Origin of the sequence: Streptomyces sp. NPDC001068, assembly GCF_042897315.1 — a bacterium.
Lineage (GTDB): Bacteria > Actinomycetota > Actinomycetes > Streptomycetales > Streptomycetaceae > Streptomyces.
The window spans coordinates 89,477-104,432 of record NZ_JBIAYD010000007.1 but is presented as its reverse complement, the minus strand read 5'-3'; the positions used below and the strand labels follow the sequence as shown (position 1 = coordinate 104,432).

At 72.4% G+C, this 14,956-nt stretch carries 10 protein-coding genes; 8 read left to right on the top strand and 2 right to left on the bottom strand.

The genetic code is table 11. The features are described from left to right. Positions 1 to 5: 5 nt before the first annotated feature. From ACFY3I_RS20665 to ACFY3I_RS20655, 3 genes are read left to right on the top strand one after another with little or no spacing between them, the layout of a single operon-like run. Entirely contained in the window at positions 6 to 1,562 is a 1,557-nt protein-coding gene (locus tag ACFY3I_RS20665) for a tetratricopeptide repeat protein (RefSeq protein WP_390861886.1), read from the top strand. Continuing rightward, positions 1,559 to 3,259 carry a nickel transporter gene (locus tag ACFY3I_RS20660; RefSeq protein WP_390861885.1) on the top strand — a complete coding sequence of 567 codons (1,701 nt, stop codon included), beginning with the start codon at positions 1,559 to 1,561 and terminating at the stop codon, positions 3,257 to 3,259. Before ACFY3I_RS20665 ends, ACFY3I_RS20660 begins: the two co-directional genes overlap by 4 nt. Before the next feature lie 45 nt (positions 3,260 to 3,304). Next, the gene (locus ACFY3I_RS20655) at positions 3,305 to 4,918 is read left to right on the top strand and encodes a serine/threonine-protein kinase (RefSeq protein ID WP_390861884.1); all 1,614 of its coding nucleotides are present in this window, start codon (positions 3,305 to 3,307) and stop codon (positions 4,916 to 4,918) included. 55 nt (positions 4,919 to 4,973) lie between these two features. Here ACFY3I_RS20655 and ACFY3I_RS20650 read toward each other — a convergent pair whose 3' ends face one another. Then, positions 4,974 to 5,771 (bottom strand): SGNH/GDSL hydrolase family protein, encoded by a 798-nt coding sequence (locus tag ACFY3I_RS20650; protein WP_365288062.1) that lies wholly within the window; start codon positions 5,769 to 5,771, stop codon positions 4,974 to 4,976. A 259-nt stretch (positions 5,772 to 6,030) separates the two neighbouring features. On the opposite strand from ACFY3I_RS20650, the gene ACFY3I_RS20645 reads away from it, so the two are divergent. The 5 genes from ACFY3I_RS20645 (at position 6,031) to ACFY3I_RS20625 (ending at position 13,333) form a co-directional block, all read left to right on the top strand. Beyond that, a complete protein-coding gene (locus ACFY3I_RS20645; protein ID WP_390861883.1) occupies positions 6,031 to 6,477 on the top strand; it encodes a hypothetical protein in 447 nt (148 codons plus the stop codon). A 426-nt stretch (positions 6,478 to 6,903) separates the two neighbouring features. Further along, on the top strand, positions 6,904 to 7,725 hold the full coding sequence (locus tag ACFY3I_RS20640) for a glycosyltransferase family 2 protein (protein ID WP_390861882.1): 822 nt from the start codon (positions 6,904 to 6,906) through the stop codon (positions 7,723 to 7,725). Further along, positions 7,722 to 8,762 (top strand): glycosyltransferase family 2 protein, encoded by a 1,041-nt coding sequence (locus tag ACFY3I_RS20635; protein WP_390861881.1) that lies wholly within the window; start codon positions 7,722 to 7,724, stop codon positions 8,760 to 8,762. Before ACFY3I_RS20640 ends, ACFY3I_RS20635 begins: the two co-directional genes overlap by 4 nt. After that, positions 8,755 to 9,555, top strand: a complete 801-nt coding sequence (locus ACFY3I_RS20630) for a polysaccharide deacetylase family protein (protein ID WP_390861880.1) — start codon at positions 8,755 to 8,757, stop codon at positions 9,553 to 9,555. Before ACFY3I_RS20635 ends, ACFY3I_RS20630 begins: the two co-directional genes overlap by 8 nt. Then, positions 9,548 to 13,333 carry a lipopolysaccharide biosynthesis protein gene (locus ACFY3I_RS20625; RefSeq protein ID WP_390861879.1) on the top strand — a complete coding sequence of 1,262 codons (3,786 nt, stop codon included), beginning with the start codon at positions 9,548 to 9,550 and terminating at the stop codon, positions 13,331 to 13,333. Before ACFY3I_RS20630 ends, ACFY3I_RS20625 begins: the two co-directional genes overlap by 8 nt. A 27-nt stretch (positions 13,334 to 13,360) precedes the next feature. Here ACFY3I_RS20625 and ACFY3I_RS20620 read toward each other — a convergent pair whose 3' ends face one another. After that, positions 13,361 to 14,782: a xylan 1,4-beta-xylosidase gene (locus ACFY3I_RS20620; RefSeq protein WP_390861878.1), complete on the bottom strand. Its 1,422-nt coding sequence runs from the start codon at positions 14,780 to 14,782 to the stop codon at positions 13,361 to 13,363. Between the last annotated feature and the right edge of the window lie 174 nt (positions 14,783 to 14,956).

The following is a 14,956-nucleotide window of genomic DNA, read 5'->3' as shown; positions in this document are numbered from 1 at the left end:
GCGGGGTGACTGCGGGCCCGGTCGTGGCTGATCGCGCAGTTCCCCGCGCCCCTTCAGGGCGCTCGACACCCCCCTTTGCCGGCGCGGCCCGCTTCCCACTCAATCCCCCACGGCAGCGGGCCGCGCCACCCGTGCGACAGCTACTAGGAGAGGGCATGGCCCCGGGTACGAACGACAAACAGCCCGCCGATCCCAAGGACGACGAGCGGATCACGGCGCTGCGCCGCTTCGCCGCCGCCGGGCGGAACTGGCGGCGCGCCCAACTAGCGGGCTCCGCGGTGCTGCTGGCCATCGCGCTGACCGGCGGGGCGATCGCCTTCGGGGCGTCCGGGCGGGCCGGGACGCCGATGGCCGCGTCGAGTGCCGTGTCACCCGCGATGCTGGCGAGCGGCGACCTCGACACGACGATCGCCTCCCTCCAGGCCCATCTCCGTACCCAGCCGAAGGACTCCGACAGCTGGGCCACCCTCGGCCTCGCCTACGTCGAACAGGCCCGCACCAAGGGCGATCCGTCGCGCTACCCGCAGGCCGAGAAGTCCCTCGGGCGCGCGCTGCGGATCACGCCGGACAACGACCAGGCGCTGGCCGGCGAGGCCGCGCTCGCCGCGGCCCGGCACCAGTTCGCTCCGGCGCTCAGCTATGCGGACCGGGCGCTGAAGCAGAACCCCTACAACGCCGGCGCCCTGTCCTCCCGTATCGACGCCCTGGTGGAACTCGGCCGGTACGACGACGCCGCGAAGGCGGCCGACCTGGCGGACCGGCGCAAGCCGGGCGTACCGGTGTTCACCCGGTACGCGTACGTACGGGAGCTGCGGGGCGACGTGAAGACGGCCCGGCAGGTGCTCCGGCAGGCGCTGTCCACGGCCACCTCCAAGGGCGACATCGCGTACGTGGCCGCGCAGCTCGGCCTGCTCGCCTGGAACCAGGGCGACTACCGGAGCGCCCTGGACTACTACGCCCGCGCGCTGACCGCCGACGAGAACTACCTCCCCGCGCTGGAGGGCCGGGCCCGTGCCCAGGCGGCGACGGGCGACCGGGCCGACGCCGTCAAGGGCATGGAACTGGTCGTCTCCCGCTACCCCCTGCCCCAGCCCCTGGTCGAACTCGGTGAGCTGTACGAGGACCGGGGCGCCGAAGGCGACAAGGCGAAGGCCGAGGACCAGTACGCGCTCGTCGAGGCCTGGATCGCGCTCGCCCGCGCCAACGGCGTCAACGCCGACCTCGACACCGCCCTCGCGGCCGCCGACCACGGCGACAAGGGCGAGGCCCTGAAGGCCGCCCGCGCCGAGTGGGCCCGCCGCCACACCGTGCACACGGCCGACGCGCTGGCCTGGGCACTGCACGTCAACGGCAAGGACGAGGAGGCGCTGCCGTACGCACGCCGGGCCACCGCGACCGGCTACCGCAACGCCTCCTTCCTGTACCACCAGGGCATGATCGAACTGGCCGACGGCGACCGGACGGCCGGCCGGGCCGCGCTCACCGAGGCCCTCGACCTCAACCCCGGCTTCTCCCCGCTCGGCGCCCGTGCGGCCCGCAAGGCGCTGGAGGCCTCGAAGTGAACCGCCGCCGTGCCGCCGCCCTGTTCACCGTGGTCTGCGGCCTCACGCTCCTGCCGGCCACGGTCGCGAGCGCCCACCCGCTCGGCAACTTCACCGTCAACAAGTACGACGGTCTGGTCGCCGCCCCCGGACACCTCCGCGTCGACCACGTCGAGGACCTGGCCGAGATCCCGGCGACCCAGGCCAAGCCGGACCTGGAGCGGCTGGGCACGGCCGGGTGGGCCGAGCAGCGCTGCGCCACGGCGGCCGGGGGCAGCACCCTGGCCGTGGACGGCAGGGCGACCCCCCTCGCCGTCGCCGCCAGTCACGCGGAACTGCGGCCCGGCCAGGCCGGGTTGAACACCCTCCGGGTCGAGTGCCGGTTCACCGCGCCGCTCCCCGAGGGCGGCACGGCCGCCCTGTCCTTCCACAGCGCGGGCACCGACACCGGTCCCGGCTGGCGGGAGATCACCGCGCGCGGCGACCGGATGACGCTGACCGGCACGGACGTGCCGAAGACGTCCGTCTCCCACGAACTCACCAGCTACCCCAAGGATCTGCTCTCCTCCCCGGCCGACGTCACGACCGCGTCCCTGCGCGTGCGGCCGGGCGGGCCGGCCCTCGCCGAGGAACGGCAGGACGCCCCGGGCGCCGCGATCCTCCCCCGGGGCGTCGACCACTGGACCCAGGCCCTGACCGACCTGGTCGCCCGCAACCACCTCACCGTCGGCTTCGCCGCGCTCGCGCTGTTCATCGCGATCGGCCTCGGCGCGATGCACGCGCTGGCACCCGGCCACGGCAAGACGCTGATGGCGGCGACGGCTGCGGCCCGCGGCGGCCGCGCCCGCCTGCGTGACGTCCTCCCGCTGGCCGCGTCGGTCACGGTCACCCACACGCTGGGCGTGGTGGCCCTGGGCGTCCTGGTGACGGCGGGGTCGGCGGCCACGCCGTCGGTGATCGCCTGGCTGGGCATCGCGAGCGGCCTCATGGTCCTGGCGGCGGGCGCGAACCTGACCCGCAGGGCATGGCGGAACCGCGCGCACGAGCAGACACATTCCCAGGGCCACGACCACGGCCACGGCCACGCCCATGACCACGCCCACGCCCACAGCCATGACCACCACCACGACCACGGTCATCAGCACGCGCACGGCCATCAACACGCGCACGACCACCGGGACGAGCCGGCCGGAGAGCGGGAGCCGGCCCTGGTCGGCGCACCCGAGCACGCCCGGGCCCACTCCCCGGTCCGTCCGGGGTCCGAGGGCAAGGCAGTTCAGGCCGACGGGGGGTCCGGAAGCGCGGCCCCCGACGCCGGCCACTCCGACGTGCCGCACAGTCACGGCGGGTTCACCCACACCCACGCCACGGCCCCCACCCTGCGCGGCACCATCCTCCTCGGCTTCGCCGGGGGCCTGGTCCCGAGCCCCTCCGCGGTCGTCGTGCTCGTCGGAGCCGCCGCCCTCGGGCAGGCCTGGTTCGGACTGCTGCTGGTCGTCGCCTACGGCATCGGTCTCGCACTGACCCTGACCGCCGCCGGATTCGCCGTCGTCAAGCTGGGTACGGGAATGACCCGGGTGCTGGACGGACGCCCGCGGTGGACCACCCACCCCATGGCCACACTGGTCCGCAGGACCACCCCGCTCGCCTCGGCGCTCGTGGTCGTGGCCCTGGGTGCCGGATTGGTGCTCAAGGGCGCCGCATCCGCACTGCTCTGAGTTACGTTTGTGATGAATCAGCGCGAGCTGCCGTGGGGAGCACCCGTGACCGAAGAGCCGGGCCGTGAGCGAGTGATCGCGGGCCGCTACCGACTGTTGGCCCCCCTCGGCGAGGGCGGCATGGGCACCGTGTGGCGGGCCCGGGACGAGGTGCTGGGCCGAGAGGTCGCCGTCAAGGAGGTGCGGGCGCCGGGCGGGTTGCCCGGCGCCGACGTCGAGCGGATGTACGCCCGCCTGGAGCGCGAGGCCTGGGCCGCGGCCCGGGTCGCGAACCGCAACGTGGTGACGGTGTACGACGTGGCGATGGAGGGCGGACGGCCCTGGATCGTCATGGAGCTGATCCGCGGGGTGTCCCTCGCCGACGTCCTGGAGTCCGAGGGCCCGATGTCCCCGCAGCGGGCCGCCGGCGTCGGCGCCGAGGTGCTGTCCGCGCTGCGGGCCGCGCACGCGGCCGGGGTGCTGCACCGGGACGTGAAGCCGGGGAACGTGCTGCTGTCGAACGACGGACGGGTGGTGCTCACCGACTTCGGGATCGCGACCGTCGAGGGCAGTTCGGCGCTGACCATGACCGGCGAGGTGATCGGCTCTCCCGAGTACCTGGCCCCGGAGCGGGCGTTGGGCCGCGCGTTCGGTCCCGAGTCGGACCTCTGGTCCCTCGGGGTGCTGCTGTACGCGGCGGTGGAGGGCACCTCGCCGTTCCGGCTGGACACCCCGCTCAACACGCTCCGGGCCGTGGTGGACGAGGAGTTGCCCCCGCCCTACCGCGCGGGTCCGCTGGCCCCGGTCATCGAGGGGCTGCTGCGCAAGGATCCGGCCCACCGGCTGTCGGCCGAACAGGCGGAGACGGATCTGCGGTCGGTCGCGGCGGGCGGCACGCCCTCGGCCGGGGGCCCGCCCGGCACCGCGGCCACCGTCCCGCTCCCGGGGCGGTACGACTCCCCCACCCGGGTCGCCCCTCTGCAGCAACCTCGGTCGCCCACACCGCCGTTCCCCACGCCCACCACCGCGGACACCAGGCCGCCCGGGTCCGGTCGCGACGGCACCCGCAACGCAGGAACGCTGCTGCTCGTCGGCCTGCTGCTGGTCGTCCTCGCGCTGGGCGGGCTGACGTACGTCCTGCTCGACCAGGGCGGTGGCGACGGCGGCGACGACAACGCGGGCCCGAGTCGGTCCGCGAGCAACCTCAGCTCCCCGGCGCCCGGTCGCAGCGGCGACCACCACTCCACGTCGCCTTCGCCGTCCGCGAGCAGCAGCGCGCCCGCGCAGAGCGTGAAGGTCGACGTGGCCGGATCGCGCACCGACTACTCGGGAAGCTGTCCGCCGCCGAACGCGCAGGCCCCCTCCTTCACGGCGACGTTCACGGTCGGGAGGGTGCCCGCGGAGGTGCAGTACCGATGGGTGCTGAAGAAGGGGTCGCTCGACGACCAGGGATGGAAGACGTTGTCCTTCCCGGACGGCGGCGGCCGGACCCGGCAGACCCGGGTGACGGTGACGACCTGGTCCGACAGCGGGACGCTGAACGACGCGATCGCCGTCGAGGTGCGCAGCCCGGTGACGGGCACGTCCGACCCGGTGCCGTTCTCGGTGACCTGCACCCGGGCGACGGAGACCCCGACCGACGGGGCCTCCTCCTCGCCTTCGCCATCGAGCTCGGGCTGATCCGGCGCGGACTGATCCGGCGCGCACTACCCGGCGCGCGCCGACCGAGCCCGAGTCACGCGTTGCCGGTCAGGACCGGCAGGTAGCCGCCGGAGTGCCCGGACGCGGTGGGGTGGTACGACTCGCCGATGTCCAGCCAGTTGACGCTGTGCAGCCAGGAGTTGCCGGAGCAGATCTCGTGGCCGGTGAACGTGGTGCGGATGTCGCCGAAGACGAAGCCGTGGTCGGCGGCGCGCTTGGCGATCGCGGCGTCGATGTAGTCGGCGGCGTTGTTTATGGCGGAGCGCTTGGTCGCGGAGAGGCCGAGACAGGTCGTGCCCAGCTTGTAGAAGCGGGGATAGCCGAGGACGACGACCCGGGCGTTGGGAGCCTTGGCGCTGATGGCGTCGTACACGCTGTCGAGCCTGCCGGGGAGGGTGGAGTCGACGTACGCCCTGGCGGTGTTGATGCGGGACAGGCAGGTGCTGTCGGAGCTGAGCACACAGGTCGTCATGACGTCGGCGAAACCGGCGTCGTTGCCGCCGATGGTGATGGAGACCAGGGTGGTCGAGGAGCTGAGGGTGCCGAGCTGGCCGGAGAGGACGTCGCTCGTGGTGGCACCCGAACAGGCCAGGAACGAGAAGGTGGACGGGCTGTGGGCGGCGTTCCACAGGTACGGATAGGCCTTCGTGCTGCGGTCGCAGCTGCCGCTCGAACCGATGTAGCTGCCGGCGCCCACACCGGAGGAGTACGAGTCACCGAGCGCCACGTAGCCACCGGTCGCGGCCTGCGCCTCGGTTGCGGCGCCGGCGAGGCCGAGGCCGGTGGCGAGGAGGAGTGAAGTCACGTATGCCGTAATTCGGGAACGTCTCATGGAACCTCCCTTTAGCAGGATCTCTGCCACAACTGTCGTACCAACTACGCATGTTGACGGGAAGTGTCCATGCCAAGACTTTTCCGGGCCTCAACCAGTGCGCACCGGACCGATGTCGTAAAGGAATTGGACGGCTTTTCCCCAGGAGACATCAGGTGTCTCCGGGGAACGGTCAGGTCCGGAGACCCGCTTGACGCCCCGCGTTCGCCTGCGCGACATTGAAGCCCGGCATCCGACGCCTTGGGGGGCAAAGTCGGCCATGCAGACCATACGGCCCAAGACACCACCGCCAGAGGGCGACACACGGGTACGGCCAGGGCCGGGGAGGGACCTGGGACCACTGCTCGCGGGCGCGGCGACCGCCGTCGCCGGGACCGGCGCGCTGCTCGCCCTGACCGACTCGGGCCTGCCGCTGCGCGGCCCGTTCACGCTGCTCTTCCTGATCGTCGCGCCGGCCGCGGCGATCGGTCCGGCGCTGCGCGGGCTCGACCCGTTCGCCCGTGCGCTCACCGCGCTGGCGGGCGCCGTCGCCATCGACATGCTGGTCGCCCAGGGCATGCTCGCCACGCACCGCTGGTCCTGGCGCGGCGGAGTCGTCGCCGTGACCGCGATCAGCGTTCTCCTGCTCCTGCTGGTACGACTGCGGCCAGTGGAACGAATTACCGAGCGAATGTCCCGACGGGCCGGGAAAATCCGTTCGAGTTGAAGTACGGGTGCGGCCAAATGTACGTAAAGGCCGAACCGACAAAAACGTGAGGCGCACTTCCAGGCCTTGCCATACTGGTCCAATCATTAATACCGTCGTACAACTCACTCGCGTCGGAACGTCATCCAGCGGATCCAGGGGAGGGCTCAGGGGCCGCGATGTTCCGGAGTGAGGCGCGGTAGGGGGGTGCCGTGCCCGGTGACCGCAATGACCACTGCCGTTTCGGGTGGGTCCGTTGCCGTCTTCCGGGTCGTGCCGCGCGATCGGTTGCCGTTTTTCCGGTGGGCCGATCAGCTTTGCCAGCTCACCTGGGCATACGGAGACGCCTGTTGTTCCGTGCCGTGGGTGAGAACCCCCCTTTCGAACCGGACACAGAAGCGGGCCGCCCAGGGGCGGGCGGCCCACCGGACGAGAGGGAAAAGACTCGTGAGTTCCGTTCTGCGTCAGCCTGCTTCGGAGCAAGATCCGTTAATGGCTGCCGAATACCGACCGATCTCCTCCCACCTGGCGATCACACCACCGGTGAGCGTGGTGATCCCGGCCATGAACGAGGCGGAGAATCTCCCCTACGTCTTCAAGACACTTCCCGGCTGGATACACGAAGTGGTGCTGGTGGACGGAAATTCCACCGACAACACCGTCGAAGTCGCACGGGAGTTGTGGCCCGGCGTGAAAGTCGTCGAACAGAGCGGCAAGGGCAAGGGGGACGCCCTGATCACCGGGTTCGAGGCGTGCACCGGCGACATCATCGTCATGGTGGACGCGGACGGCTCGGCGGACGGCCAGGAGATCGTGTCGTACGTCTCCGCCCTGGTCTCCGGCGCCGACTTCGCCAAGGGCTCGCGGTTCGCCAACGGCGGCGGCACCGACGACATGACGTTCATCCGCAAGCTCGGCAACTGGGCGCTGTGCACGATCGTCAACCGCAAGTTCGGCGCCCGCTACACCGACCTCTGCTACGGCTACAACGCCTTCTGGCGGCACTGCCTCGACAAGATCGACCTCGACTGCACCGGCTTCGAGATCGAGACCCTGATCAACGTCCGGGTGGTCAAGGCGGGCCTGAGGGTGCAGGAGATCCCCAGCTACGAGTACCTCCGCATCCACGGCACCAGCAACCTGCGCGCCGTGCGGGACGGCCTGCGGGTCCTCGGGGTGATCCTCCGCGAGCGCTCCAACCGGCGGGCGCTGCGCCGGCGGGTGCGGCGGTCCCCGATGCTCGGCACGGGCCAGGGAGAGTCGTCTTGAGCGATCCCGGCATCTCCGTCGTGATCTGCGTGTACACCGAGGACCGCTGGGAGGACATCCTCGCGGCGGTCGCCTCGGTGCGCGCCCAGTCGTATCCGGCGCTGGAGACCCTGCTGGTGGTCGACCACAACCCGGTGCTCCTGGAACGGCTCACGAAGGAGTACGAGGAGTACGAGGAACACGAGGAGTACGAGGAGACCTCCCGGGTGCGGGTGCTCGCGAACACCGGCCCCCGCGGCCTGTCCGCGGGCCGCAACACCGGTATCGCCGCCTCCCGCGCCGAGGTGATCGCGTTCCTCGACGACGACGCCGTGGCCGAACGGGACTGGCTGCGCCGCTTCGCCGAGGGATACGCCGACCCGCGGGTGATGGCGGTCGGCGGCCGGACCGTGCCCGTCTGGGCCTCCGGCCGCCGGCCGCGCTGGTTCCCCGAGGAGTTCGACTGGGTGGTCGGCTGCACCTACCGCGGGCTGCCGCCGGGCCGGGTCCGGGTCCGCAACGTCCTCGGCGGCAACGCTTCCTTCCGGCGCACCGCCTTCGACGCGGCCGGCGGGTTCGCCACCGGCATCGGACGGGACGGCGACCGGCGACCGCTGGGCTGCGAGGAGACCGAGCTGTGCATCCGGCTCACCCGGGCCCGCCCCGAGGCCGTGCTGCTCATCGACGACCGCGCGGTCATCCACCACCGCGTCCCCGAAGCCCGCGAGCACTTCGGCTACTTCCGCAGCCGCGCCTGGGCCGAGGGCCTCTCCAAGGCCCTGGTCGCCCGGAGCGTGGGCGCCGGCAGGGGACTCGAGTCCGAACGCCGGTACACCACGCGGGTGCTGCCCGCGGGGATCGCCCGTGGCCTGCGGGACGCGCTGCTGGCCCGGCCCGGAGGGGCCGGCCGGGCCGGCGCGATCGTCACCGGGGTGCTCACGGCGGCGGGCGGCTACGTGGTGGGGAGCGTGCGGGCGCGACGCGGCGGGGCCGCGTTCCGCGTCGCCGGGATCGGAACGGTACCCACGGCCGCCCCCAAGGAGGGAACCCATGGCTGAGGCGCCGGTACCGATCCTCATGTACCACTCGGTCGCGACCTCGCCGAACAGGGCCACCCGTGCGCTGTCGGTGGCACCGGAGGCGTTCGCCCGGCAGATGGCGCTCGTCGCGGACCTCGGTCTGACCCCCGTCACCACGGCCGCTCTGGCCGCGGGCTGGCGCCTGGGCGGCCCGCTCCCCGACCGGCCCGTCCTGATCACCTTCGACGACGGCTACGAGGGCGTGCACCGGCACGCGCTCCCCGTCCTCGCCAAGCACGGCTTCGCGTCCACCCTGTTCGTCTCGACCGGCTGGATCAGGGGCCCTTACGACACCGGAGGGGGTCTGGACGCCATGCTCGACTGGGACCAGGTCCGCGAACTCGCCGACGCGGACTGCGAGATCGGCGGGCACAGCCACACCCATCCACAGCTCGACCAACTGGACGACGACCGGCTGCGCGCGGAACTGGTGTGGTCCCGGGACATCGTCGCCGAGCAACTGGGCGTGTCACCGGCCTCGTTCGCCTACCCGTACGGCTACTCCAGCCGACGGGTCCGGCAAGCCGTGCGGGACACCGGCTACGCCCAGGCGCTGGCCGTCGAGAACGGTCTCGCCCGCCGCCGCCAGGGTCCCTACGCACTGCGCCGCGTCACCGTGCGCCGCAGCACGGACGCCGCGGAGTTCGCACAGCTGCTCCAGGGCCGCGCGATCGCCCGCACCTTCGCCAGGGACCGTGCCCTCACCAAGGGGTACGCCGTCCTCCGCAGAGCCCGCCAGGTCCGCCGGAAGGCCATCCGTTCCCGTGTCTGACACGACCACCACCACGACCGGGACCGCGACCGGGACCGCGGCCGACGACTCCGCGGCGCCCGGGCGGCCGGGGCGCCGCCTCCGGCTGCCCGGCAGAGGCAGACCGTCCGGCGGCAGCCCGCTGTTCCGCAACGCCTACGCCCTGATGCTCAACACCGGCATCTCCGCGGTGCTGGGCCTGGGCTTCTGGCTGGCCGCGGCCCGCTACTACTCCGAGTCGGCGGTCGGCCAGGGCTCCGCCGCGATCGCCGCCATGAAACTCCTCGCGGGCCTGACGGCGGTGACCCTCACCGGCGCCCTGGCCCGCTTCATCCCGGTGGCGGGCAGCGCCACCGGGCGGCTCATCCTCCGTACCTACGCGGGCAGTTCCCTGATCGTCGCGCTGGCCGCCGGCGTCTTCCTGGCGACCCTCGGGATCTGGGGCCCGTCGTACCGCTTCCTGCACGGGCCGCTGCCCGGACTGGGGTTCGTCGTCGCGGTCGTCGCCTGGAACCTGCTCACCCTCCAGGACGGCGTACTGACCGGACTGCGCAACGCGCCCTGGGTACCGGTGGGCAACACCGTGTTCTCGGCGGTCAAGCTGGGCCTGCTGGTCGCGTTCTCGGTGGCGGTCCCGCTGGCCGGCGTGTTCGTCTCCTGGGTCGCGGCGATCGCCACCTCGGTGGTGCCGCTGGGCTGGCTGGTGTTCCGGCGCCTGGTGCCCCGGCACGTCAGGGCGACCGAGGCGCACGCGAGACCGCCCACGCTGAAGGAGATCGGCAGGTTCCTGGCCGGCGACTATACCGGTTCGCTGTTCTCCCTCGCCGTGGTCTACCTGGTCCCGGTGATCATCGCCGCGCAGGTCAGCTCCGAGGACAACGCGTACTTCTACATCACCACCACCATCGGCGGCACCACCAACCTGCTCGCCATCAACATGGGCGCCTCGCTCACCGTCGAGGGCTCGCACGACCCGGCCCGGCTGGCCGCCAACACCCGGGCCGCGCTCAGGCGGATGGCCCGGATCATGGTGCCGGTCTGCTCGGTGCTGTTCTTCGGGGCGCCCTGGATCCTCGGTGTGTTCGGCGCCGGCTACGCGGACGCGGCGACCCCGCTGCTGCGCTGGTTCGCGGTCGGCGCACTGCTGCGCGTCGTGATGGAGACGTACTTCGCGGTGCTGCGCGCCCAGAGCCGTACCGCCGGACTGGCCTGGCTGCAGGGCCTGTTGTGCGTCCTGGTGCTCGGGCTGACCCTGCTGCTGCTGCCCCGGATGGGACTGACCGGTGCCGGCGTGGCCGAGATCTCCAGCCTCGCGGTGATCGTGACGATCGCGGCACCCAGGCTGTGGCGGACGCTGCGCGCGGCACCGGCCGACGTCCCCGAGGACGCGGCACCCGACGGGGACCTCGCCGACCTGGGGACGCGCGAGGTCCCGCGCGCCGCGGCGGCACCGCGCGGGCGCGGGACGGCCCGGGCGCCGGACTCCGACACCCTCGCCCTCGCCCTCCATGTGGACCTCGACCACGCGGAGCGCCGCCCGGACGTCCGCCCGGGTCCGGGCACCCCGCCCACGGGCACCCCGCCCACGGGCACGCCGCTCGTCCCGCCGGCGGCGGAGCGGGAACCGGGCGCGGAGGCGTCGCTCGGACCGGCCGAGGCCGCGCTGCTGCGGGAGGCGGAGGCCGGTACGCCCGGCGAGGAGGCGGTCGCGCCGGAGGAAGGGCCGGTACCGGAGGAAGGGCCGGTACCGGCCGGTCCCCCGGCGCTCCCGCTCCGGCCGTGGTCGGCCCCGACCCGTCAGGGGGTCGTCCTCGGCTGCCTGCTGACCGCCGCTCTCCTGCTCTACTGGGTGCCGGCCGCCCGGCTAGGCGACGCCGACCTGGACCGGATGGGCGGACTGGGGCTGGTCTCGGTGCTGCCGCTGCCGACGCTGGCCGGGGCGGCGCTGCTGGTCACGGTCTTCGCGGCGCTGCTGTGGCTGCGCCGCGAGCACCGGGCGCTGCTCCTGCTCACCCTGCTGGCGACGGTCCTGTCGCTGCACGCGCTGCCCGCCGTCATCGAGTCGGAACCCCGGTTCCCGACGGCCTGGCAGCACCTCGGGTTCATCGACTACATCGACCGCACCGGGTCGGCCGTGCCCGACCTGGACGCGCGCTGGAGCTGGCCGGGCTTCTTCGCGACGGCGGCGTTCGTCGGCCGGGCCTGCGGGGTGACGGACTTCACCGAGGTCATCCGCTGGTGGCCGACGTTCATCCAGCTCGCCTACCTCGCGCCCATGTTCCTGCTCGTGCGCTCGCTGCGGGCGAGCTGGCGGGCGAAGTGGGCCGGCATCTGGATCTTCGCGCTGTGCGGCTGGGTCGGCCAGGACTACTTCTCCCCGCAGGGGTTCACGTACCTCCTGTACCTGATGTTCGTGGCCGTCCTGCTCGTCTGGTTCCGTGCCCCGCACGTCGTCTGGACGCGGCTGCGACCGGGTGAGGCGGAGGTCGAGCCGGTCGACCGCCGCCGGCAGGCCGTGCTGCTCATGGTGGTGATCGGCCTGTACGCGGCGACCGTCCCGGCGCACCAGCTGACCCCGTTCGTGATGCTGGGCGTGCTGGCGGCCCTGGTCCTGGTCGGCAGGTCCGAACTGCGCGGCCTGCCGCTCCTGTTCGGGGTGGTCGCGGCCGTCTGGCTGGGCTTCATGGCCGAGCCGTACTGGTCGGGGCACTTCGACGACCTGTTCGGCGGGGTCGGCGGGGTCGGCAGCAATGTCTCCACCTCGGTCTCCGGCCGTATCCAGGGCGGCAGTTCGGCCCACAAGCTGGTCCTCTACGTCCGGGTCCTGCTGGCCGGCGGCATGATGGCCTCCGCCGTCTGGGGCTGGTGGCGCCGCCGCTCCAACGCGTACCGCGAGCGGTCCCTGCCGGTCCTGGCCTTCGTGCCCTTCCTGGGCTTCGGCATGCAGTCGTACGGCGGCGAGATGGCCCTTCGGGTCTTCATGTTCGCGCTGCCGGGCGCGGCCCTGCTCGCGGGTCTCGCCCTGTTCCCGCGCACCGGCGCCACCGCGCAGGAGCGCGGCAAGGGCCGGGGCCGACTGGCCCCGGTGGCCGCGCTGCTGACGGGCCTGCTGCTCATGGGCGGTTTCCTGGTGGCCCGCTGGGGCAACGAGCCGTTCGAGCGGGTCCGGCCCGGCGAGGTCGCCGCGATGGACTGGGTCTACGCCCATGACCGGCCGACCGTACGGCTGCTGTGGCTGAGCAACGACACGGTCGACGACGTGACGCCGGCGATGCCGTGGGGCGCCAAGGACATGGAGCGGGTGGACTACGTGCCGACGCTCGCGCCGACCGATCCGGTGCTGGTGTCGGGTCTGGTCGGGAACCTCAGGGACGCCGGCCCGAACTCGTATCTGATCATCAACAGGAGTCAGATGGTCTATCTCCGGATGGACGCCGGTTATCCGGCGGCCTGGGAGAGCCGGCTGATCCGGAACCTGGACGACCGGCAGGATCTGACGAAGGTCCTGGTCAACGACGACGTGACCATGTACGGACTGCGTTCGCGGCCCGCGGGGGCGGTGCCGCGGCCGGATCCCGGACCCGTCGGGCCGCGGATCACCTGGACACCGTGGTCGGTGGTGGGTGCCCTCGCCGCCGTGGTCCTGATCCTGCTGCTGACGGCGCGCGAGGTGGTCCGGATCGCGGTCCGGCCCGGGGTGCGTCAACTGCGGTGGCTGCAGGGCAGCTTCTGGTTCTCGCTGCCCCTGCTCACGGTGGTGGTGGCGTCGCTGGTGCTGCGGTTCCTGACATTCGAGTAGGAGGGTCCCCGAAGCGGCTCGCCCGGCTCACCGGGTGAGCCACTTCACCTCGTACCCCTTCAGGTCGAACCGCTTCCCGTCGACCCGCGCGCTGATGGTCCGGCCGAGGGTGTTGACGACGAGGACGGTCCTGTCGTCGGCGAGGACACGCACGTTCGGCACGTCGTCCTCGGCGACCGGGACCGTCTCGTACCGGGTCCCCGGCGGGAACGCCTTCCCGAACCTGGACAGCAGGTCGTACATGGGCAGTGGCCGTCCGCCGTCCGCGCCGTCGGTGGTGGTCCACAGGCAGCCGGCGCAGGCGCCGCCCTTCTCGGACTCCGGATTCCAGTAGAAGCCGGATTCCGCGCCGCCCTTCACCATGGCGATCATGCCGGTGGCCTGGACCGCGACCCGGTGCGGTTCGGTCCAGCCGTCCCGTTCGTCGCTGCCGTCCGCGGGCTCGACGTAGTACTCCGCCCACCACAGCGGCAGGTCGTGCGTCCGCCCGCGCACCCACCGGCTGACGTAGGTCAGCTTCTGCGTGGCGGCGAACTCGTCCGGCAGCAGGTCGCCGTCGTCGGTATAGCTGGAGCCGTCGACGACCACGAAGTCGGCGCCCGCCTTGTGGGTGTTCCAGTAGTCGAAGGCGTCGACGACCCGCTGGTCCAGCACCCCCCAGGGGCCCTTGAGGGTGGGTGAGGCGTTCTCGGTCCGGCGCGGGTCGAAGCTGTCCATGACGAGGTACGGCCCGCCGACCATGATGTCCTCGTCCACCGCCTTCAACGCCTTGTAGACGAGGTTGTACAGCTCGGTGTAGCCCTCGTAGTCCCAACGGGCCCTGCCGTCGTTCCAGAAGCCCTTGAACTCGTTCCAGACGATGAAGTGCCGCACGTCCGGATAGCGCCGGGCGACCGTCGCCGCGAGGTTCGCGTAGTCCTGGTAGTGACCGGGGGTCGGGGCGGTCTCCAGGGCGGCCCGGCTCCAGTCGGTGTTGTCCACCCCGGGCTCGCCGCCCTTCATCCAGTCCGGTGAACAGCACAGGGTGATCACCGGGGTACCGCCCGACCGGCGCATGAAGTCGACCCGGCGGTCCAGGGCGCCGAAGTCGTAACGGCCCTTCACCGGCTCGGGGTTGTCCGCGCCCCAGCCCATGACGGCCTGGTCCTGGGGCAGCCCGGCGGCACGGGACAGCAGTTTCCCGACCCGGGCGCCGGCGGCGGCGCTGCCCTGGTCGGCGCTGTACTGGGTGTGGGTGAAACCCCAGCCCACCGACGGCTCGACGGTGTCCGGCGGAGTGCCGGGAGTCCCGTGCACCTTGTCGCCGTCGCGGGTCGTGCCCGCGGTGCCGCCGCCTCCGGGCAGCGTCCAGACCAGTGTCACGATCAGGGCGAGTGCGGCCGCGCATGCCCCCGACAGGGCGGTGAGCCGCCACCGCCGAGCCCCCGAATTCCACTCATGACGTCCCATCAAGGACAACAGTAGTGGCGGGAATCGCCCCCGGGGCGGGTATCCGGCATCGCCGGGCGCGCGGCCCGACGGGGGGGTGCACTCCGGACACTCCGGAAACTCGGCACACACCCGACACTCTCCGCCCACTTCGGAAAACGGGTGCGCGCCGGGCCCCGGTGACGGATCATGGCG